The organism is Enterococcus mediterraneensis, assembly GCF_900604485.1.
Taxonomy (GTDB): Bacteria; Bacillota; Bacilli; order Lactobacillales; family Enterococcaceae; genus Enterococcus_C; species Enterococcus_C mediterraneensis.
This window is the reverse complement of the sequence record NZ_UWOP01000001.1, coordinates 423535-444420: the sequence shown is the minus strand read 5'-3', so window position 1 is coordinate 444420 and position 20886 is coordinate 423535. Positions and strand designations below refer to the sequence as shown.

Sequence of the window (20886 nt, the reverse complement as noted above, 5' to 3'; positions counted from 1 at the left end):
GCGTTTTTTTATCCATAATACAAAGGTATGCGAATGAGGGAGGAAAAAAGATGTTGATTGGTTCACATGTTTCAATGAGCGGAAAAAAAATGTTGCTGGGAGCGGCAGAAGAAGCGGCCAGCTATCAGGCAACGACTTTTATGATCTATACGGGAGCACCGCAAAATACACGGCGCAAACCGATTGAAGAGCTGAATATCGAAGCTGGCAGCCAATTCATGGCGGAAAATGGATTGAGCAATATTGTAGTGCATGCACCGTATATCATCAATTTAGGCAATACGATAAAACCGGAAAACTTTGGCTTTGCGGTGGAATTTTTACGTGGAGAGATCCAACGAGCGCAAGCATTAGGGGCAAAACAAATCACATTGCATCCAGGTGCTCATGTCGGTGCAGGAGTCGACGCCGGTCTGCAACAGATCATCAAAGGTCTGAATGAAGTCTTAGAGCGTGATCAGATCCCGCAAATCGCACTGGAAACTATGGCGGGTAAAGGAACAGAGCTGGGAAGGACTTTTGAAGAATTAGCAACGATCATCGACGGTGTTGTGTTGAACGAAAAACTTTCAGTAACATTTGATACTTGCCACACAAATGATGCCGGTTATAACGTCAAAGAAGATTTTGACAGTGTCTTGGAGGAATTTGATCGGATCATCGGATTGGATCGCTTGAAGGTCATTCACGTCAATGATTCAAAAAATCCCCAAGGCTCTCATAAAGACCGTCATGCCAATATCGGGTTTGGAACGATCGGTTTTGACGCGTTGAATTATATCGTTCATCACGAACAATTAAAAGAACTGCCGAAAATCTTGGAAACTCCGTATGTCGGCGAAGACAAAAAGAACAAAAAAGCGCCATATGGCTTTGAGATCGAGATGCTCCGTAATCAAACATTCGATCCGAATCTATTGGAAAAAATCCTTCAAAGCTGAAAATGAGCGTTAGCTATAAAAATGATCACCTATATTTAAAAGCCGTCCAGTAGATACTGGGCGGCTTTTGATATCATGACTGTCGATTGAGTTCTACATTGAACTACCGAAAAAACGTTGGATCTCTATTGTTGCGGCCTCTTCGCAATCAGAAGCATGGACGATATTTTCCGACTTGTTCGTGGCGAAATCACCGCGGATCGTGCCGGGATCTGCTTCTAACGCATTGGTTTTTCCCACCATCTTACGGACCATTTCGATCGCTTGTTCGCCCTCTAAAACGATAAAAACGACAGGTCCAGAAGTCATGTAATCTAGAATTTCATGGAAAAAAGGTTTCTCCGCTAGATGCTGATAATGTTCTTTTGCCAAATCGCGGGATAATGTACCTTGTCGCATTTTGAGGATCGTCAGCTTGCGATCTTCAAAACGCTGAATGATTCGACCGATGAGCTTTCTTTTGACACCGTCTGGTTTGATGATTACTAAAGTTTGTTCCATCTGCATCACCTCGCTGTTTTTATTAGCATAACATGTTTCGAATATATTGAAAACGATTTCTAAATATTTTTAGACCACTGTTCTATAGAATATCGTGAATAACCTAAGAAAAGGACAGATCTTTTCGCAAAAAAACTCTGACTAATTTAAGTAAACGCCTTTTCTTTTGAGGCGATATCTAGTAAAATAACTCAATGAGACTACAAGAGAAAGGAGAGATTTATATGGTATCAACAGGAATCGTTGTATTAATCGCAGTTATCGCATTAGTTATCGGCGCTGTCGGCGGGTTCTTTTTGGCGCGTAAATATATGAAGGACTATTTAGAAAAAAATCCTCCCGTTAATGAGGATATGTTACGAACAATGATGATGTCTATGGGGCAGAAACCATCTGAGAAGAAAATTCGTCAGATGATGCAGCAAATGAAAAATCAATCGAAGAAATAATCGTTGTTTTTCAAGGCATAATGTGACTTTTAAACGGGCTGAGGATTAGCCCGTTTTTTATTAGCTCAATTTGCAAGACTATTCAGAAAATTCAAGCCTGTTAGGGTGAGTGTTAAAAAGGAGAAAAAAATGTCTATATTTAGGAAACTAAGTTGGTTTTTCAAAAAAGAAAAGAAACACTATATCTTAGGTGTCGGCTTTTTGATTTTGGTGGCGTTTGTCCAGCTGGTACCGCCCAAAGTCATTGGGATCATTATCGACGAAATCGCGGAAGACAGTATCCATATCAATGTGATCGTGTTTTGGATCGTGATTTTATTAGTAGCTGCTGTCGCTCAATATGTTTTTCGTTACATTTGGCGGACGAATATTTGGGGAAGCGCCGCTCGTCTGGAAAAAGATCTGCGCCGTCAGTTATTTGATCATTTTACTAAGATGGACCACGAATTTTATCAAAAGCATCGAACCGGCGACTTGATGGCTCATGCTACAAATGACTTGAACGCCATTCAAAATGTGGCTGGTGCCGGGATCTTAACATTTGCTGATTCATTCATTACCGGCGGGATAACGATCGTCGCGATGGTTTTGTTTATCGATTGGCGTCTAACACTGATCGCATTGCTGCCGCTGCCGCTATTGGCACTGACTTCTCGCATATTGGGTTCGCGGCTCCATGAAGCATTCCGTGAAGCGCAAGAAGCGTTTTCCACTATCAACGATAAGACGCAAGAAAGTATCACTGGGATGAAGGTGTTGAAAACTTTCGGTCAAGAAGAAGAAGATTTGGCTGATTTCAGTACCAAAATCGACAATGCCATCACAAAAAACCGCCGAGTGAACTTCCTTGACGCGTTGTTTGATCCCTTCATCACAGTCATCATTGGGATATCATATGTGATCACGATCATTCTCGGCGGAAAATTTATCATGGAAGATACCATCACTATTGGACAATTGGTATCATTTATCAGTTATATCGGGATGCTGGTATGGCCGATGTTTGCGATCGGTCGGCTGTTCAATATTTTGGAACGGGGGAACGCCAGCTACGATCGTGTATCGGAATTATTAGGTGAACGTACCCACATTATTGAAAAAGCTGACGCTGTAACTTCACCGGCTCAAGGCGATATCTCAATGGAGATTGCGGCTTTTGAATATCCAGACGATGAAAAAGCAACCTTGGAACAAATCAAATTTATTCTTAAAAAAGGAGACACGTTAGGAATCGTAGGGAAGACTGGTGCCGGCAAGACCACGATTTTGAAACTGTTGATGCGGGAATATGATGAATACCAAGGAGCGATCCGTTTTGGCGACCATGATATCAAGGATTATTCCTTGAACGCATTGTTGCATTCAATCGGTTATGTACCGCAAGATCACTTTCTATTTTCTATGACGATTCGGGACAATATCCGTTTTGCTAATCCTCATGATACGCAAGAAGACGTGGAGCAGGCAGCATCATTGGCGGTGATCCATGAGGATATCAAAGATCTGCCGGAAGGATATGACACGATGGTAGGGGAACGCGGTGTTTCTCTTTCAGGAGGACAAAAACAGCGGATCTCCATCGCCCGCGCATTAGCTGTCGATCCTGAACTGTTGATCCTAGACGATGCGCTGTCTGCTGTGGACGCTAAGACTGAAGAAGCCATCCTGCAAAACATGCGAACCTTCCGTAAAGACAAAACTACGATCATCGCGGCACACCGTTTGAGCAGTGTGATGCATGCTAAACAGATTTTAGTATTGGATGAAGGACGGATCATCGAACGAGGGACCCATGGGGAATTACTGGCATTAAACGGCTGGTATAAACGGATGTGGGACAAACAACAGCTAGAAGCAAAAATCGAAGGAGGAGAATAATGGAACAGAATCAATCCGAATGGTCAAAATCTCTCTCATTCAAAGAGCAGAAGACCATCATCAAACGGTTGTTCGTTTTCGCAAAACCATTTCGCAAAACTTTCTTTATCGCGATCCTTTTTGCGTTGGCGTTGTCCATCGTTAATATCATTCTGCCTCGGATCATCCAAGTCTTTATGGACGATTATTTGACAGATAAATCAGCAACAACACAGATCATCTTGTTTTTTGCGGCACTTTATTTATTCGGTGTCATTATCAAATCGATCATTTGGTTTTTTCAGTGGTTTTTATATTCCATGGCATCATTGAAAACATTTCAATATATTCGCGTGAAACTTTTTGAAAAACTGCATACATTAGGGATGCGTTATTTCGATCAGACACCGGCAGGTTCCATCGTTTCACGGGTAACGAATGATACGGAAACACTGTTTGAATTTTGGTACGTGTTTTTGATGGTTCTGACAGGGCTATTCGCGGTGGTCTCATCGTTTATCGCGATGTTCCAGATCAGTCCCCGCATCGCTTTGGCAAACCTGTTGTTTCTGCCGATTCTGCTGGTGGTTATTTGGTACTATCAAAAATACAGCTCTCGGATCTATCGCCAAATGCGGGAAAAATTGAGTCAGTTGAATACGAAACTCAATGAATCGATTTCTGGGATGCAGATCATTCAACAATTTAGACAAGAAGCCCGGTTGAATCAAGAATTTGAAGATATCAACAACGACTATTTGAAAACCCGCTTTGATATGATCAAAACCAACTCGCTTTTGCTAGCGCCTATCATCAATTTTCTTTACGCGATTGCCATTGCGTTGTCATTAGCTTTATTCGGTTTTGATGCGCTGCATTCACCAGTAGAAGTTGGTTTGATATATGCTTTTACTACGTATGTCCAAGGGTTTTTCAATCCGATGACACAAATGATGGACTTTTTGAGTGTCTTTACTGACGGGATGGTAGCAGGCAGTCGGATCTTGAAGATCATGGACAATGAAGAAGCCGCGCCGCAACAAGCACCTGATGCGAAGGAAACTATCAAAGACGGAGAGATCGAATTTCGCAATGTCAGCTTTTCTTATGACGGCAAACATAATGTATTGAACAATATTTCCTTTGTGGCAAAACCCGGTCAGACGGTCGCGTTAGTCGGTCATACCGGTAGCGGAAAAAGTTCCATCATCAATGTTTTGATGCGCTTTTATGAATTCAGTGAAGGACAGATCTTGATCGACGGCAAAGATATTCGGGAATTTCCGATGGAGGAGATCCGTCAGAAAGTCGGGTTAGTGCTCCAAGATGCTTTCATGTTTTACGGGGATATCTCTGATAATATCCGGCTGTTGAATAAAGAGATCACCGATGCACAAATCGAAGAAGCTGCCCGTTTTGTTCAAGCCGATCGTTTCATCCAAAACTTACCTGGCGGTTATCATGCAAAAGTGATTGAACGGGGTGCCAGCTATTCCAGTGGTCAGCGTCAGTTGATTTCATTTGCCAGAACGATGGTAACAAATCCTAAAATTCTAGTATTGGATGAAGCAACAGCCAATATCGATACGGAAACAGAAGGATTGATCCAAGAAGGTTTGGCGAATATGCGTCAAGGGCGGACAACTATCGCCATCGCCCACCGTCTTTCTACGATCCGCGACGCTGATTTGATCTTGGTATTGGATAAAGGCGACATCATCGAACGAGGAAATCACAGCGAGCTGCTTGCCCAAGGCGGTTTGTACGCAGATATGTACAAATTGCAAAGCAGTGAGGTATAATCTGTAAGGTAAGTTCTGCTTTTTTGATAACTTAGTTGATCGTGTAAGCAGAAAAATAGACAGAATGAAAAAACTGGACTAAAGTTAGCTTACAAATTATAAGTGAGGGATTTTAATGTATGATGTAATCGTAATTGGTGCCGGACCTGCCGGAATGACAGCGGCGCTTTATGCTTCTCGTTCAAACCTATCTGTTTTGATGATCGAACGAGGTGCTCCCGGCGGACAAATGAACAATACCGCCGAAATCGAAAACTATCCTGGTTTTGACTCGATCATGGGTCCTGAATTAGCGATGAAAATGTACGAAGGTGTTTCAAAATTCGGTACAAAAAACGCTTATGGGATCGTTCAAGATGTGGTAGATCATGGCGACTATAAAGAAGTAGTTACAGAAGATGAAAGCTACCAAGGTAAAACAGTGATTATCGCTACCGGCTGTGTCCATCGCAAACTTGGCGTGTCTGGTGAAGAAGAATTTGCCGGCCGCGGTGTGTCTTATTGTGCGGTGTGTGACGGTGCATTTTTCCGCAATAAAAAATTATTGGTTGTCGGCGGCGGCGACTCAGCGGTTGAAGAAGCGATCTATTTGACACAATTCGCTTCAGAAGTTGTGATCATCCACCGCAGAGACGAACTGCGTGCACAAAAAATCATCCAAGAACGGGCTTTTGCTAACGAAAAGATTTCATTCATGTGGGATTCTGTTGTTGAAGAGATCCATGGCAATGAGATGGTAGTTACCGGTGCGAAAGTGCGCAACCTAAAGACCAATGAAGTCCATGAAGAATCTGCTAATGGTATCTTCATCTATGTTGGGTTAGATCCTTTATCTGCACCTGTTAAAAATCTTGGTGTTACTAACGAAGCTGGCTGGATCCTTACAGATGACCAAATGCGGACTTCTGTACCTGGTGTCTACGCAGTCGGCGACGGTCGTGAAAAAACATTGCGTCAAATCACGACAGCTGTCGGTGAAGGCGGGATCGCAGGACAACAAGTCTTCAATTTCTTAGAAGAACATAAAGAAGCTTCACAAAATACTACAAATTAATAAATGATACCCGCTGGATAGCCGGTTTTGCGACAACTCGTTTGAAGAGTTGCAAAGCCTGTCTGTGCAGCGGTCTTTTTATTTTTCGCAGGCTTTGGATCCTGTAAATCGAAACTAGTATTTTTATTAGTTGGCGGTTGTCATTTTTTTGATGTTCCACAGTTGTTTGTTGGCGTTCACAAAGAGGAGTGTTATACTAAAAAGGTAAAAGTAAAAAAGAAAGAGGTGTTATTCCATGTCTTGGCAACAAGTATATGAACAATGGAAAAATAATAGCAATCTAGAAGAAAATCTAAAACAACAACTTGAGGAACTACAAGATGATTCAGAAAAATTAGAAGATGCTTTTTACGCGCCTTTAGAATTTGGAACTGCCGGTATGCGGGGAATCTTAGGACCTGGGATCAATCGGATGAATATCTATACTGTACGGCAGGCAACAGAAGGATTGGCACTTTTCATGGATGAACAAGATCCAGAAACACGCCGTCGCGGTGTAGCCATCGCTTATGATTCTCGTCACCAATCGCCGGAATTTGCGATGGAAGCAGCAAAAACATTAGCAAAACATGATATCCCAGCTTATGTGTTTGAAAGTCTGCGTCCAACGCCAGAACTTTCATTTGCAGTGCGTTATCTTCATGCATTTGCCGGCATCATGATCACCGCTTCTCATAACCCAGCGGAATACAACGGCTACAAAGTTTATGGCGAAGATGGCGGACAAATGCCGCCGGCTGATGCGGATCGTCTGACAACATTCGTCCGTTCAATCGTCGATCCATTAGAAATCGAAGTATTATCTGATGAAGAAGCTGAACACAGCGGTTTGATCCGAATCATCGGCGAAGAAGTAGATCAACCATATTTAGAAGAAATAAAAGCTGTCACCATCGATCAAGAATTGATCGCAGAAATGGGCAAAGACCTGAAACTTGTTTATACACCATTACACGGAACTGGTAAAATGCTGGGCGAAAAAGCATTGAAACAAGCCGGCTTTGAAAAATTCGTCATCGTGCCGGAACAGGCTGAAGCCGATCCGAATTTCCGCACCGTCCATTCTCCTAATCCAGAAGAACACTCAGCATTTGAATATGCGATCCGTTTAGGCGAAAAAGAAGACGCAGATCTATTGATCGCTACTGATCCAGATGCCGATCGTTTAGGGGCAGCTGTGCGTTTACCTGATGGCAATTATCAAGTCCTGACAGGAAATCAAATCGGTGCACTAATGATCCGCTATATTTTAGAAGCCCATCGTCAAGCCGGTACACTGCCGGAAAATGCGGCTGTTTTGAAATCGATCGTATCTAGTGAATTACCGACTGTCATCGCACAAAATTATCAAGTTAAAATGATCAACGTTTTGACTGGGTTCAAATTTATCGCAGAAAAAATCAAACAGTTTGAAAAAGATCACTCACAAACGTTCATGTTTGGATTTGAAGAAAGCTACGGCTATCTAGTCAAACCATTCGTGCGGGACAAAGATGCGATCCAAGCGCTGATCTTGTTGGCGGAAGTGGCTGCTTACTACAAAAAACAAGGCAAAACATTATATGATGGTTTGCAGGATATTTTTGAAGAATACGGCTATTTCATGGAAAAAACGATCTCTGTAACAATGAGCGGATTGGAAGGACCAGCAAAAATCAATCAGATCATGAACAAATTCCGGACAGAAGCACCATCTGAATTTGCCGGTGTACCAGTTATCCAAACGGAAGATTTCAAATTGCTGACTCGTGTAGGCTTAGATGGCAATTTGGAAAAAATGACGACACCTCCATCTGATGTTTTGAAATACATGATGGAAGATACAAGTTGGGTAGCGGTTCGCCCATCCGGAACTGAACCAAAAATCAAATTCTATATCGGCGTCAAAGCAGATTCTCAAGAAGCTGCAGAAAAACGCGTGAACGATCTGGAAACAGCGATCAACGATTTCACAAAGGAATAATAAACAAATGATAACGGGTCAAAAACCGGCTGAAATTTTTTGACTTGATGGGAGTGGAAAGCATGGATCAATATTCATTGACAGATATCGAAAAAATCAGCCAACTATACAAAGTGCTAAGTGATCCGACCCGTTTAAAGATCCTTCTATCTTTAAATGAAGGAGAACGCAACGTCACTTCAATTGCCGCAAACGTACAAATGGAGCAGTCCGCGGTTTCGCATCAGCTGAAATTGCTGCGGGAAAAGCGGATCGTTAAATCAAAACGAGAAGGCAAAACCATACTGTATAGTCTGGATGACAATCATGTAATCGATATTTTGCATCAAACTCTTGAACACATCCATCATCAATAAAACGCTAGGACTTTTCTTTGTGAAAAGTCCTAGTTTTTTTAAAATAATTTTGGTATGCTAGATGAAATATTAAAAATGATCGGATTTTATACCGTCTTTTGGTGAGGAGGTACTATGAAGAAATTAACAATCGGGATTCTTGGTTTAGGCGTAGTTGGAAAAGGTGTCGTGGAGCTTTTAACAAAACAGCACGCTCTTCTGAAGCAAAAAAGCGGTGTAGATCTGCAAGTGGTCAAGGCTTTTGTCCGTAACCCAGCAGAAAAAGCGGCGTTTGCCAAGCAATACAATCTGCAGCTGACTAAAGATCCTCAAGCTGTCCTAGCGGATCCATCCATCGATATCATTGTCGAAGTCATGGGCAAGATTGATCCTGCCAAAGATTATATTGCGACAGCTTTAAAAAATGGAAAACATGTCGTGACTGCAAATAAAGATCTATTGGCTCTGCACGGCAAAGAATTGATGGATTTGGCACAAGAACAAGGTCGTTTTCTTTATTATGAAGCAAGTGTTGCCGGTGGTATCCCGATCTTGCGGACATTACAGCATGCGTATCTTGCAGATGACATCACTGAGATTTGGGGCATCATCAACGGAACGACAAATTATATGCTGACTCAGATGGAAGAAACAGATGTATCTTATGAAGAAAGTTTGAAAGACGCCCAACAAAAAGGATTCGCTGAATCTGATCCTACCAATGACGTTGATGGCTTTGACAGTGGGTACAAAACGATTCTGTTGGCGGCGTTTGCTTTTGGAACATCTCTTGAAATGTCTGATGTGTCTATTGAGGGAATTCGTGATATTGATGCAGAAGACATCCAGTTGGCAAAAAAAGCTGGATATCAAGTAAAATTGATCGGACGAGCAAAAAAAACAGGGAATACGATTTCTGCGGAAGTCGCGCCTATGCTGGTACCTCACAGTCATCCACTAGCGGCTGTCCGTAATGAATACAACGCTGTATATGTCAAAAGTTCTGGAATGGGCAATACGATGTACTATGGAGCCGGAGCCGGAGCAGGACCGACTGCTACCAGTGTGCTGAACGATCTTGCCACGATCGCCCAGAATCTACAAACCAATCTGCCGGCAGAGCCGTTTTATAAATTGACGGAGGAAAAATGGAAAGCTGGCACAGATTCGACTCCCGCACGCTATTATGCGGCTTTTGAATTTTCTAAACTTTCAGATGTTTCAGGGGAACTTCAGCAGCTCCTTGAAGAGGCGGGTCTGTTTGCTCCGGGAACACTGCTTGTCTCTTCAAGCAATACGAGGATCGCTTTACTGACAGAGCCGATCTTTAAAGAACAACTGGAATCATTTACAAGGGAAAATCCGTCTTATCCGATTGCACGTATCATGAAAATAATGGAGGAATAGCGATGTACGAAGGTTTATTAAAAAAATATCAAGAATATCTGCCGATTACAGAAAAAACACCTCTGCTTTCTTTGGCTGAAGGAAATACACCATTGATCCCGTTGACGAACCTATCAAAGGAATTAGGAATCAATCTATATGGAAAATATGAAGGGTTGAATCCGACTGGTTCTTTTAAAGATCGCGGAATGGTCATGGCAGTGGCAAAAGCAGTAGAAGAAGGCGCAAAGGCGATCATCTGTGCGTCAACAGGTAATACCAGTGCGGCCGCGGCTGCTTATGCCGCTCGCGCAGGAATCAAAGCTTATGTAGTAATTCCTGATGGTAAGATCGCTATGGGAAAATTGGCGCAGGCCATCATCTATGGTGCAGACATCATTTCGATTCCAGGCAATTTTGATGAGGCATTGAAAGCTGTTCGGGATATTGCACAGACAGAAGCGGTAGCATTGGTCAATTCTGTTAATCCGTATCGGTTAGAAGGACAAAAAACGGCAGCATTCGAAGTTTGCGAGCAGTTAGGCAAAGCGCCAGATGTTTTAGCGATTCCCGTGGGCAATGCCGGCAACATCTCTGCTTACTGGAAAGGTTTCAAAGAATGGCATGAGAAAAAAGGAACCGCTCTGCCGCGGATGCACGGATTTGAAGCAGAAGGTGCTGCGGCGATCGTCAGAGGAGAAGTGATCCAACAACCTGAAACGGTGGCGACAGCGATCCGTATCGGCAATCCGGCCAGCTGGAAATTGGCAGAAGCTGCTCGCGATGAGTCACACGGATTTATCCATTCAGTCACTGATGAAGAGATCTTGAATGCATATCGGAAAGTAGCCAGCCAAGACGGCGTGTTTGTTGAACCGGGTTCAGCTGCTTCATTAGCTGGTGTGATCCAGCATGTAGCGTCTGGGAAAATCAAACAAGGAGAAACTGTCGTCACAGTCTTTACTGGTAATGGATTGAAAGATCCAGACACAGCTATCAGCGCAACAAACGTTGATATCCATAAAATGAGCGATTTAGAGGACATGCGGCAGCATCTGCATAAAGGAGTGGCAAAACTATGAAGATCCGCGTACCGGCGACCAGTGCAAATCTAGGTCCTGGTTTCGATTCTTGCGGTATTGCGTTAAACCGTTACTTAGTCGTTGAGGTGATGGAAGAAAGTTCGGCATGGTCCGTCACACATAATCTTTCAGAAGAGATTCCCAGTGATGAAAATAATCTTTTGATCGTGACAGCTCTTAAAGTGGTGCCTCATTTACGACCCCATCGATTGAAAATGACGACAGATATCCCCATCGCACGAGGTCTGGGCAGCAGTTCTTCGGTTATCGTAGCTGGAATCGAGCTGGCGAATCGTTTGGCGCATTTGAATCTTTCGGAAATGGACAAAGTTACATTGGCAGCTCGCTTTGAGGGGCATCCAGATAATGTCGCACCGGCGATCTGCGGTGATTTTGTCGTTGCCAGTATACAGGATGGAGCTACCAGTTATGTAAAATACTATTTTCCTGACTGTGGTTTTATCGCCTATATATCTAATGAGCAGCTTCTAACAGAAGACAGCCGGAAAGTATTACCGCATGAAATGCCGTTTGCGGAGGCAGTGAAAGCCAGCAGTATTGCAAACGTCATGGTAGCATCGATTTTCAAAGGAAATTTGGAGTTGGCAGGAAAGATGATGGAACAGGATCATTTTCATGAACCTTATCGAAGAAAATTGATCCCGCACTTCAATGAGATTCGGAAGATCAGTCATGAAGAAGGCGGCTATGGTTGTTTTTTAAGCGGCGCTGGACCGACCGTGATGATCATGGCACCCTTATCAAAATGCGACACGATCACTCATCGACTGCGCCAATTGGATACAAATGCGGCAGTAGAATTTCTGCAGCTGGATCGTGAAGGCACTCAAGTTTTTTAAAAAACTGAAAGACTTTTAAAAAGGCTATGACTCAATGCCAATTTCTAAAATAAAAATCCCGACACTTCATGCTCTGTGTTTCCACAGGTTGCCACTGTCTTTCACAGAGGTTCAGCATTCGGTGTTGGGATTTTTTATTATGACTTAATCGTTGTTTGTTTCGTTGACATAGTAACTGTGATCTTCAAGGTCAAGGGCGTTCATGATCAGAGAAGCTGTTTCTTCGATGGATAACGTGGCGACATTGATAACCACACAACCTAATTTTTCATAAAGCTCATTGGCAAATTTCAATTCATCACGGATTTTTTCGATATCAGAATAGGCAGTGTCTGGATTTAATCCGTACGAGCGCATCCGCTCTTTGCGGATACTATTCAACACATCCGGGTCATTGGTCAGTCCTACGATTTTTTTAGGATCGACTTCCCATAATTGTTTTGGAATATGAGCTTGAGGAACCAAAGGCAGATTCGCGACTTTTAAATTTTTATTAGCTAAAAAAAGACTCAACGGGGTTTTAGAAGTACGAGAAACCCCCAACAATACTACATCGGCCTCCAAAAACCCTCGTGGATCTTTGCCATCATCGTATTTGACGGCAAATTCCATGGCTTTGATCCGTCTGAAATAGTTTTTATTTAAATGATGCAGTGCTCCCGGTTCGCGGGAAGGGACCACTTGTGTGCGATTTTCGATCTCTAAGACGACAGGATTTAGAATATCAAACTCAAAAAGCCCGCTTTCATCGCAGAATTCTTTAATCACCGCTACTAATTCTTCCCGGATCATGGTATGCAATACTAACGCGTTTTGTTTCTTGGCATCTGCCAGTGCCTTCAGCAATGTTTCTTTGTCATTGACAAAAGTCCGCCGAAAAAGGTTGAATTCGACAGTCGGATATTGAGCCATGGCGGCCTGAGCTAATTTAGTCGCTGTTTCTCCTGCGGAATCAGAGATCACGAAAAAGGTCAAAATCTGTTCATCGTTGGTCATTTTGCAAAAACCTCACTTGTTTTTTTAGATAATCTATTATACCATACAGAAAAGAATTTAATTCGTAATCATTCTGATTTGAAGGAGGGTTTGTTGAATGACGGTCCAACCATTATTAGACCATGCAATGACTACATTGAAAAACAACGGCTTTAAGCATACACAAAAGCGAGAAGCGCTGATTTCTTATCTGGTCAAGCGTAACCGATATGTTTCCGCTCGGGAAGTCCATGAGCATATGACACAGTTGTTTCCTGGTCTCAGCTATGACACAGTTTATCGCAATCTGCATGATTTTTCAGAAATCGATCTTTTAGAAGAGACTGATCTCAACGGAGAAATGAAATTTCGTTTCCATTGTTCCCAAGGCCAGCATCATCACCATCATCATTTTATCTGCACTGTTTGCGGAAAAACGAAGGAATTGATGATCTGTCCAATGGATTTCTTTGAAGAACAGCTGCCAAATTGTACGATTGAAGGTCACCGTTTCGAGATCTTAGGACGCTGTGAAGATTGTCAATGAGTAAATTATCAGGAAAAACGGAGCTTCAAATGAAACTATGCGTAATTTTTTGTGGAATATCTTGACACTTAATTTTTACTTCGTTATAATTTTTTAAGGACAGTCTTGTTTGTTGGAGTTTTTAATTTCAAGAACAAAAACGGTTACTTTTTAAGCTCGGAGGGAGGGAATTTACATGTCAAAAACAGTGGTTCGCAAAAATGAATCTCTTGACGATGCTCTTCGTCGCTTCAAACGTTCCGTGTCAAAAGCCGGTACTTTACAAGAATCTCGCAAGCGTGAATTCTATGAAAAACCTAGCGTACGACGCAAGAAAAAATCTGAAGCAGCTAGAAAACGTAAAAAATTCTAATTTTCTACTACTTTAAGAACTGGAGCTGGTAGTGTGTCACTACTAAGTACACTGAACGATGATATGAAACAAGCGATGAAGGCAAAAGATAAAGACAAATTGCAGGTGATTCGCATGTTGAAAGCATCGATTCAAAACGAACAGATCAAAGCCGGCCGCGATTTGAATGAAGATGAAGAATTGACCGTTTTATCTCGTGAGATGAAACAGCGTCGTGATTCTTTAACAGAATTTGAAAAGGCCGATCGTGAAGATCTGGCAGAAAAAGTGAAAACTGAAATTGCTATTGTTGAACAATATCTTCCTGCTCAGCTTTCTGATGAAGAAATTCGTCAAATCGTTGCTGCAGCGATCGAAAAAACTGGAGCTGCTTCACCAAAAGAATTTGGTAAAGTGATGGGCGTTGTGATGCCGCAAGTCAAAGGCAAAGCAGACGGCAACCAAGTAAATGCGATCGTCAAGGAGTTATTACAATAATTTCGTTGATTTGAATTGGGACAAAGGTCATTTGATCTTTGTCCCAATTTTTCTATCTCAAGAAGTTCTTTAGAAAAAGATAAACTGAAACGGTTGCAAGCAAGCGATTTTTCTTTTACATAGAGTATGGTATTATGAGGAAGTAAAGTTTAGTGAAGGAGATGCACCTATTTGACAGAAGAAACGACTTCTTTGGAAATTAAATTAACAGAAGCTGATGATATCAGCATGCTGCTGGGTTCTCATGACAATCATATCAATCTGATCGAAGACGCGACTCAAACGACGATCCGCGCTCGAGGTGAGATTATTCAAGTGCAAGGTACGGCAAAAAACGCCGAACAAGCACAAGCAGTCATTCAAACACTGCAAACATTGATCAGACGTGGGATCCACATCAGTATGCCGGATGTAGCAGCTGCTTTGAACATGGCGCAAAGAGGCAAACTGGATTTTTTTGCAGACATGTATAACGAAGAAATATTGAAAGATCGGACAGGAAAACCGATCCGAGTAAAAAATGCCGGGCAAAAAACATATGTCGATGCGATCCGCACACATGATGTTGTTTTTGGTGTGGGACCAGCTGGAACAGGAAAAACCTTCTTAGCTGTAGTTTTAGCCATCGCGGCTTTAAAAAAGGGCGAAGTCCAAAAAATCATTTTGACACGTCCTGCGGTGGAAGCCGGGGAAAATCTGGGCTTTTTACCAGGAGATCTTAAAGAAAAAGTCGATCCTTATTTACGCCCAGTTTATGACGCGTTGTATCAAGTGTTTGGAATGGAACACACAAATCGCTTGATGGAACGAGGGATCATCGAGATCGCGCCGTTAGCCTATATGCGGGGACGTACACTGGAAGATGCCTTTGTGATCTTAGACGAAGCGCAAAACACAACGATTGCACAGATGAAGATGTTTCTGACCCGTTTAGGTTATCAATCCAAAATGATCGTCAATGGAGATACCAGCCAAATCGATCTGCCTCGCGGAGTGACTAGCGGATTGGTCCATGCAGAACGAACACTGCAATCCATCCAGAAAATCGCATTTGTCAATTTTGAAGCGGGAGATGTGGTCCGCCATCCTGTCGTGGCAGAGATCATTGAAGCTTACGATAAAGCGAGTTTAAAAAATGATCCCAGATAGCCGGGACATTTTCAGGAGGTGAAAAAATGTTCATTAAACCCCTTCAAAAAATCAGAGAAAAATTAGGAAGAGCATATACACCGCTGCTTTTCTTGCTTTTTTTCATCATTATTTTTTTGTGCCTATTTACCAGTGTAAAGCAAAAGAATATTGACTATAAAGAAGGTCAAGTAGCCAGTGAAAGTATCCGTTCAAATAAAACGATCGAAAATACTGCCGCGACAGAACAAAAACGCAAATTGGCAGCAGAAGCAGTCACGCCTGAATATACTTATCAGGAAGATCTGGCTGCGAAACAACACGATCGGATCGACCAGCTGTTCACACTGATCCAGCAGGTGAAAACGAACCTTGATGATGAGTATCAAGCGGCGCAAAAAGATGCCAAAGACAATGGAACAGTACCCAAACCAACCATTGAAGAACATGTAGCCGCATTGAAAAAAACTTTTGAAAAATTGGATGCGGACGATGTAGAGTTCTATCAACAGCTTCCTAATCAATTCTATCAGCTGGTTTTCACATTGTCTGATGATGATCTTGCTTTAGTAGAAACTAATACTCTTGCGATCCTTAATGTTGAGATGGGCAAACAGATCCGAGAAAGCGATCTGGAGTCTGCTAAAAATCATGCGCAAGAAGCGGTTGCTAAATTGTCGACCAGTGATGACAATAAGCAGGTGATGAACTTTTTATTAGATCGCGGGATCGTGATCAATGATTTCCTTAATGAAAAAAGAACAGAAGAATTGCGGCAGGCTGCCAGTGATTCCGTTCAGCCGGTCATGATCTATCAAGGAGAGATCATTGTTCGAGAAGGTTCTCAGATTGATGCCAGTGCCATTGAAAAACTGAAGCTGTTAGGGCTGACTAGCCAGAATACTTCGATCTTCCCGATCGTAGCGATGGTTCTAGGGATTTTACTGCAGATAGCGGTCATGATTTATTTCGCCAATCAATTTCATGGTAAAGAAAGCCAATTAAATACAGTAACGTTTTATACACTGTCGATGATTTTCAGTATCGTATTGATGAAATTTTTCCAATTGTTTCAAACGGAACTGATCCCCTATGTACCATTGTTTTATCCGGCTGCGTTTATCCCATTGGTTTTGAACTTTTTCGTCAATCGACGGACGGGGATCTTGGCGGCGATGTTCCAAGTGATCGCGGCGATCTTTATTTATTATGAAGCGATCGGTACCAACTTATTGACGATCATTTTGATCTCCTATCTATTCTCAGGGATGATGGGTGCCATCGTAAAACGGAAAAAGATCTCTCAACAAGGCTGGTCCGCGGTCATGTGGATCGTTGTATTCCCATTCTTGATGAATATTGTATTGGTGATCTTCCAAGGAATGAATTTTTCTGATTCAAAAACCTGGACAACGATCATCTGCGGTCTAGCCGGCAATATTTTATCCTTTTTATTATCGATGGGGCTGCACCAATACATTGAACTGATGGTCAATGATGACAGCGACATCGTGTTGAACGAGTTGAGCAATCCGAACCATCCTTTAATGAAGCAACTGCTGGAAGAAGCACCAGGCACCTACCATCACAGCATGATGGTAGCGAACTTGAGTGCAAATGCCGTCGCTGAAATCGGCGGACGGTCCCTTTTGACACGAGTGGCGTGTTATTATCACGATATCGGCAAAATCAAACACGCGAATTTCTTCGTAGAAAATCTGCCTGCCGGAGCGGAAAACCCGCATAATTTTCTATTGCCGGAAGACAGCAAGCAGATCATCTTTGGTCATGTGATCGACGGCGTGAAAATTTTAGAAGAGTATAAAATGCCGCGGATGGTGGTCGATATCTGCGCTCAGCACCACGGAACGACATTGATGAAGTACTTCTATGTGAAGGCCAAAGAACGTAATCCTGACGTAACAGAAGCTGATTTCCGTTATCCAGGACCTAAACCGCAAACAAGAGAAGCAGGAGTCGTCAATATCGCTGACAGCTGCGAGGCGGCGGTTCGCGCAATGGATAATCCGACCAATGAAAAGATCCGCAGTTTTGTCCATAATCTGATTGTGGACCGGATCTTAGACGGGCAATTGGATGATACTGGTTTGACATTGAAAGAGATCAATCAAATCGAAAAATCGCTGGTCAATGGACTGTGCAGTACCTTCCATTCACGGATCAAATATCCAAAAATGAAATCAGAAGCAGAGAAGATGAAAGAAGAACAAGAAGGAAGCGAAGTATAATGGAAATTACATTTATGGATCAAACCAATTCGGTGTCAGAAAAAAAAATCAGTGAGATCGATGATTTGCTGCAATTTGCGGCAAATTATTTGGAGCTGCCAGAAGATACTGAAATGTCGGTAACTTTTATGGACAACGCCGCGATCCAAGTGATCAATCGTGATTATCGCGGGAAAGATGCTCCCACAGACGTTATCAGCTTCGCTTTGGAAGAAGAAGGAGAAGATGAGATCCCTGTCATTTTTGATGAGGAAGATGCTCCATTACCAAGAGTCTTGGGAGATATCATGATCTCAACCGAACGTGCGAAAGAACAAGCGGCGGAATACGGACACAGCTATGATCGTGAGATCGGATTTTTAGCGCTGCACGGATTTTTGCATATCAATGGGTATGATCATATGACGCCGGAAGATGAAAAAGTGATGTTTGGCTTACAGAAAGAAATTTTAGATGCGTATGGCCTTGAACGATAAGAATACAGAGAAGAATAAAAATTTTATTGCTTCCGTCGAATTTGCTTTCACCGGTATCAAAACAGTTTTCAAAGAAGAACGGAATATGCGCAAACATGTCGTTTTGGGACTGGTGGCGATCCTTGCCGGTGTGATTTTCAGTTTGAACAAAAGCGAATGGCTGTGGTTGCTGTTGTCAGTCTTTTTGGTCTGGCTAGTGGAGATCATTAATACGGTCGTTGAAAATATCGTGGACATGTTTACCGATTTTCATTTTCATCCCATCGGTAAAAAAGTCAAAGATATGGCGGCTGGCGCGGTGCTTTTAACAGCGCTGTTTGCGATCCTGGTGGGATCATTTATCTTTTTACCTAAATTATATCAATGGTTTTTCCATTAAGAAATGAGGAAGAAAATGTCAGAACATAAATCTGGATTTGTCGCCATCGTTGGTCGTCCTAACGTCGGCAAGTCAACCTTGCTGAATCGGATCGTCGGTCAAAAAATCGCGATCATGAGTGATAAGGCGCAAACTACACGTAATAAGATCCAAGGTGTTTACACGATACCGGAAGCGCAGTTGATCTTTATTGATACGCCGGGTATCCATAAACCTAAACATCGTCTCGGCGATTTCATGGTGGAAGCGGCTTACAGCGCATTGCGGGAAGTTGATGCAGTATTATTTATGATCAGTGCCGACCAAAAACGCGGCAAAGGCGATGATTTGATCATTGAACGTTTGAAGAATGTCGATTCTCCGGTTTTTCTAGTCGTCAATAAAATCGACAAAGTCCATCCTGATGAATTGCTGCAAACCATCGAAGACTACTCGAAGCAAATGGAATTTGCGGAAGTCGTACCGGTTTCCGCGACTGAAGGAAACAACTTTGAAACGCTGATGACGACTCTTTTGACCCATATTCCGGAAGGTCCGCAATATTTTCCGGACGATCAAATCACAGATCATCCCGAATACTTTATCGTTTCTGAACTGGTACGCGAAAAAGTCCTATTGTTGACGCGAGACGAAGTGCCTCACTCGGTAGCGGTGGTGGTGGATTCCATGAAACGCAATGAAGATGACAAAGTGCATATCCAAGCAACGATCATTGTGGAACGTGACAGTCAAAAAGGGATCATTATCGGCAAAGGCGGCAAGATGCTGAAACAGATCGGCACCAAAGCTCGTTTGGATATCCAACATTTATTAGGAGATAAAGTCTATTTGGAGTTATGGGTCAAAGTCCAAAAAGACTGGCGGGATAAACAGCATTATCTTCAAGATTACGGCTATCGCAAAGACGACTATTGATTTTTGAAAAGTTGGCTGAATAAAACAGGGTATGGAGCGGCAAAGTGCTGACTCCATACTTTTTTTCAAATTTTTAAAAGCGAGGTGAGGAGATGCAGCTTTCAGAGTCAAAGGGCTTGATTTTATTTTCTCGAGATTATAAAGAAAAGGACAAGTTGGTCAAAATTTTCACTGAATCTTCAGGTAAACAAATGTTTTACGTCAAAGGAGCCCATAAAAAGAATAATCCGCTGGCACCTGCTTTAATGAATTTTACCGAAGCTATTTATTTCGGCAATATCCGCAGTGAAGGTCTTTCTTTTTTGAATGGTGCAAAAGACATTCAGCCTTTTCGCAAGATCCAAGAAGATATCTTTCTGGCAGGCTACGGAACGTATCTTTTGAATCTGGTGGACGCGGCCATTGATGATCGCGTTTACGATCCGCATTTATTTCGTTTTACTGAACAGGCGTTGCAGATGATCAATGAGGGAGAAGATGCAGAGATCATCACGAATATTTTTGAGATCCAACTTTTGAATCGTTTCGGGATCTCACCGGTATGGGAGCATTGTTCGGTTTGCGGCAGAACAGATGGAAAATTCGATTATTCTACAAAGTACAGCGGTGTTTTATGTCAGCAGCACTGGTCATTGGATCCTCATCGATATCACGCAGATGCACGGGCGATCTATTTTCTGCGGATGTTTTCAAAGATCTCCTATGATCAGATCCAATCCATCCGTTTAAAACCGGAAACCAAACAGGCGATTCGTAAAGTGATCGACCAACTGTATGAAGAGTATGTAGGTCTGCATTTGAAGAGCAAAAAATTTATCGATCAGATGTACAGCTGGGAAAACCTTTTGAAAAAAGATGAAAAGAAGGATCAGGAGTGAACAAAAAACTGGACGAACCGTGCAAAAACTTTTGATCTGTGCACATTCTGGATTTTAGGATTGACAAATAGCTATTCAAGTAGCTATTATAGTAAGTAATTAAATAAGGTGCGTTGAACAAATTAAGAAATCAAGGAGACAATCCAGCGAGTTTGGGAGAGTGGAAGCCAAATCTGTTACTTTTTTTCGCGGCGTTTGGGAGCACGAACAAAATGAAGCTGCCGATCTTTCGGAAGTAGGGTGGAACCGCGAATTTTTCGTCCCTATGTCTATCAATCAG

21 protein-coding genes are annotated in these 20886 nt (G+C 42.4%); 19 read left to right on the top strand and 2 right to left on the bottom strand.

Annotation, left to right across the window (positions count from 1 at the left end; all coding sequences use genetic code 11):
• Positions 1-50: 50 nt before the first annotated feature.
• Entirely contained in the window at positions 51-941 is an 891-nt protein-coding gene (locus tag EFB00_RS02085) for a deoxyribonuclease IV (protein ID WP_122645280.1), read from the top strand.
• A 93-nt stretch (positions 942-1034) separates the two neighbouring features.
• Here EFB00_RS02085 and ndk read toward each other — a convergent pair whose 3' ends face one another.
• Positions 1035-1442: a nucleoside-diphosphate kinase gene (gene ndk / locus EFB00_RS02080; RefSeq protein ID WP_122645279.1), complete on the bottom strand. Its 408-nt coding sequence runs from the start codon at positions 1440-1442 to the stop codon at positions 1035-1037.
• Positions 1443-1666: 224 nt separating this feature from the next.
• On the opposite strand from ndk, the gene EFB00_RS02075 reads away from it, so the two are divergent.
• The 9 genes from EFB00_RS02075 (at position 1667) to thrB (ending at position 12230) form a co-directional block, all read left to right on the top strand.
• The gene (locus tag EFB00_RS02075; RefSeq protein WP_122645278.1) at positions 1667-1891 is read left to right on the top strand and encodes a YneF family protein; all 225 of its coding nucleotides are present in this window, start codon (positions 1667-1669) and stop codon (positions 1889-1891) included.
• A 129-nt stretch (positions 1892-2020) separates the two neighbouring features.
• On the top strand, positions 2021-3769 hold the full coding sequence (locus EFB00_RS02070; protein WP_122645277.1) for an ABC transporter ATP-binding protein: 1749 nt from the start codon (positions 2021-2023) through the stop codon (positions 3767-3769).
• Positions 3769-5550, top strand: a complete 1782-nt coding sequence (locus EFB00_RS02065; protein WP_122645276.1) for an ABC transporter ATP-binding protein — start codon at positions 3769-3771, stop codon at positions 5548-5550. The genes EFB00_RS02070 and EFB00_RS02065 overlap by 1 nt, the downstream gene beginning before the upstream one ends.
• Before the next feature lie 115 nt (positions 5551-5665).
• Positions 5666-6604: a thioredoxin-disulfide reductase gene (trxB, locus tag EFB00_RS02060; protein WP_122645275.1), complete on the top strand. Its 939-nt coding sequence runs from the start codon at positions 5666-5668 to the stop codon at positions 6602-6604.
• Positions 6605-6839: 235 nt separating this feature from the next.
• On the top strand, positions 6840-8567 hold the full coding sequence (locus EFB00_RS02055) for a phospho-sugar mutase (RefSeq protein WP_122645274.1): 1728 nt from the start codon (positions 6840-6842) through the stop codon (positions 8565-8567).
• A 62-nt stretch (positions 8568-8629) separates the two neighbouring features.
• Entirely contained in the window at positions 8630-8923 is a 294-nt protein-coding gene (locus tag EFB00_RS02050; protein WP_122645273.1) for an ArsR/SmtB family transcription factor, read from the top strand.
• Between the two features lie 114 nt (positions 8924-9037).
• Positions 9038-10309 (top strand): homoserine dehydrogenase, encoded by a 1272-nt coding sequence (locus tag EFB00_RS02045; RefSeq protein ID WP_122645272.1) that lies wholly within the window; start codon positions 9038-9040, stop codon positions 10307-10309.
• Between the two features lie 2 nt (positions 10310-10311).
• Complete coding sequence (gene thrC, locus EFB00_RS02040) at positions 10312-11370, top strand: threonine synthase (protein WP_122645271.1); 1059 nt, start codon at positions 10312-10314, stop codon at positions 11368-11370.
• On the top strand, positions 11367-12230 hold the full coding sequence (thrB, locus tag EFB00_RS02035) for a homoserine kinase (protein WP_122645270.1): 864 nt from the start codon (positions 11367-11369) through the stop codon (positions 12228-12230). Before thrC ends, thrB begins: the two co-directional genes overlap by 4 nt.
• A 144-nt stretch (positions 12231-12374) precedes the next feature.
• Here the strand turns inward: thrB and EFB00_RS02030 are convergent, their stop codons facing one another.
• On the bottom strand, positions 12375-13226 hold the full coding sequence (locus EFB00_RS02030) for a pyruvate, water dikinase regulatory protein (protein WP_122645269.1): 852 nt from the start codon (positions 13224-13226) through the stop codon (positions 12375-12377).
• 97 nt (positions 13227-13323) lie between these two features.
• Here EFB00_RS02030 and EFB00_RS02025 point away from each other — a divergent pair, with 97 nt between their 5' ends.
• The 9 genes from EFB00_RS02025 to recO all read left to right on the top strand — a co-directional run bounded on the left by EFB00_RS02025 (position 13324) and on the right by recO (position 20606).
• Positions 13324-13752: a Fur family transcriptional regulator gene (locus tag EFB00_RS02025; RefSeq protein ID WP_122645268.1), complete on the top strand. Its 429-nt coding sequence runs from the start codon at positions 13324-13326 to the stop codon at positions 13750-13752.
• Between the two features lie 175 nt (positions 13753-13927).
• Complete coding sequence (gene rpsU, locus EFB00_RS02020; protein WP_002287321.1) at positions 13928-14104, top strand: 30S ribosomal protein S21; 177 nt, start codon at positions 13928-13930, stop codon at positions 14102-14104.
• A 33-nt stretch (positions 14105-14137) separates the two neighbouring features.
• Positions 14138-14581, top strand: coding sequence for a GatB/YqeY domain-containing protein (locus EFB00_RS02015; protein ID WP_122645267.1), 444 nt, complete (start codon positions 14138-14140; stop codon positions 14579-14581).
• Positions 14582-14752: 171 nt separating this feature from the next.
• Positions 14753-15730, top strand: a complete 978-nt coding sequence (locus tag EFB00_RS02010) for a PhoH family protein (RefSeq protein WP_122645266.1) — start codon at positions 14753-14755, stop codon at positions 15728-15730.
• Between the two features lie 26 nt (positions 15731-15756).
• Positions 15757-17958 carry an HD family phosphohydrolase gene (locus EFB00_RS02005; RefSeq protein WP_122645265.1) on the top strand — a complete coding sequence of 734 codons (2202 nt, stop codon included), beginning with the start codon at positions 15757-15759 and terminating at the stop codon, positions 17956-17958.
• A complete protein-coding gene (gene ybeY, locus EFB00_RS02000; RefSeq protein WP_122645264.1) occupies positions 17958-18434 on the top strand; it encodes an rRNA maturation RNase YbeY in 477 nt (158 codons plus the stop codon). Before EFB00_RS02005 ends, ybeY begins: the two co-directional genes overlap by 1 nt.
• Positions 18412-18813 carry a diacylglycerol kinase family protein gene (locus EFB00_RS01995; protein WP_277424019.1) on the top strand — a complete coding sequence of 134 codons (402 nt, stop codon included), beginning with the start codon at positions 18412-18414 and terminating at the stop codon, positions 18811-18813. The genes ybeY and EFB00_RS01995 overlap by 23 nt, the downstream gene beginning before the upstream one ends.
• A gap of 15 nt (positions 18814-18828) precedes the next feature.
• A complete protein-coding gene (era, locus tag EFB00_RS01990) occupies positions 18829-19728 on the top strand; it encodes a GTPase Era (RefSeq protein ID WP_122645263.1) in 900 nt (299 codons plus the stop codon).
• 92 nt (positions 19729-19820) lie between these two features.
• Complete coding sequence (gene recO / locus EFB00_RS01985; RefSeq protein WP_122645262.1) at positions 19821-20606, top strand: DNA repair protein RecO; 786 nt, start codon at positions 19821-19823, stop codon at positions 20604-20606.
• Positions 20607-20886 lie beyond the last annotated feature (280 nt).

What these genes read in the sequence shown, in the direction of transcription:
- EFB00_RS02085 (WP_122645280.1), top strand. Translation starts at nt 51, where the DNA reads ATGTTGATTGGTTCACATGTTTCAATGAGCGGAAAAAAAATGTTGCTG.
- ndk (WP_122645279.1), bottom strand. Translation starts at nt 1,442, where the DNA reads ATGGAACAAACTTTAGTAATCATCAAACCAGACGGTGTCAAAAGAAAG.
- EFB00_RS02075 (WP_122645278.1), top strand. Translation starts at nt 1,667, where the DNA reads ATGGTATCAACAGGAATCGTTGTATTAATCGCAGTTATCGCATTAGTT.
- EFB00_RS02070 (WP_122645277.1), top strand. Translation starts at nt 2,021, where the DNA reads ATGTCTATATTTAGGAAACTAAGTTGGTTTTTCAAAAAAGAAAAGAAA.
- EFB00_RS02065 (WP_122645276.1), top strand. Translation starts at nt 3,769, where the DNA reads ATGGAACAGAATCAATCCGAATGGTCAAAATCTCTCTCATTCAAAGAG.
- trxB (WP_122645275.1), top strand. Translation starts at nt 5,666, where the DNA reads ATGTATGATGTAATCGTAATTGGTGCCGGACCTGCCGGAATGACAGCG.
- EFB00_RS02055 (WP_122645274.1), top strand. Translation starts at nt 6,840, where the DNA reads ATGTCTTGGCAACAAGTATATGAACAATGGAAAAATAATAGCAATCTA.
- EFB00_RS02050 (WP_122645273.1), top strand. Translation starts at nt 8,630, where the DNA reads ATGGATCAATATTCATTGACAGATATCGAAAAAATCAGCCAACTATAC.
- EFB00_RS02045 (WP_122645272.1), top strand. Translation starts at nt 9,038, where the DNA reads ATGAAGAAATTAACAATCGGGATTCTTGGTTTAGGCGTAGTTGGAAAA.
- thrC (WP_122645271.1), top strand. Translation starts at nt 10,312, where the DNA reads ATGTACGAAGGTTTATTAAAAAAATATCAAGAATATCTGCCGATTACA.
- thrB (WP_122645270.1), top strand. Translation starts at nt 11,367, where the DNA reads ATGAAGATCCGCGTACCGGCGACCAGTGCAAATCTAGGTCCTGGTTTC.
- EFB00_RS02030 (WP_122645269.1), bottom strand. Translation starts at nt 13,226, where the DNA reads ATGACCAACGATGAACAGATTTTGACCTTTTTCGTGATCTCTGATTCC.
- EFB00_RS02025 (WP_122645268.1), top strand. Translation starts at nt 13,324, where the DNA reads ATGACGGTCCAACCATTATTAGACCATGCAATGACTACATTGAAAAAC.
- rpsU (WP_002287321.1), top strand. Translation starts at nt 13,928, where the DNA reads ATGTCAAAAACAGTGGTTCGCAAAAATGAATCTCTTGACGATGCTCTT.
- EFB00_RS02005 (WP_122645265.1), top strand. Translation starts at nt 15,757, where the DNA reads ATGTTCATTAAACCCCTTCAAAAAATCAGAGAAAAATTAGGAAGAGCA.
- ybeY (WP_122645264.1), top strand. Translation starts at nt 17,958, where the DNA reads ATGGAAATTACATTTATGGATCAAACCAATTCGGTGTCAGAAAAAAAA.
- EFB00_RS01995 (WP_277424019.1), top strand. Translation starts at nt 18,412, where the DNA reads ATGCGTATGGCCTTGAACGATAAGAATACAGAGAAGAATAAAAATTTT.
- era (WP_122645263.1), top strand. Translation starts at nt 18,829, where the DNA reads ATGTCAGAACATAAATCTGGATTTGTCGCCATCGTTGGTCGTCCTAAC.
- recO (WP_122645262.1), top strand. Translation starts at nt 19,821, where the DNA reads ATGCAGCTTTCAGAGTCAAAGGGCTTGATTTTATTTTCTCGAGATTAT.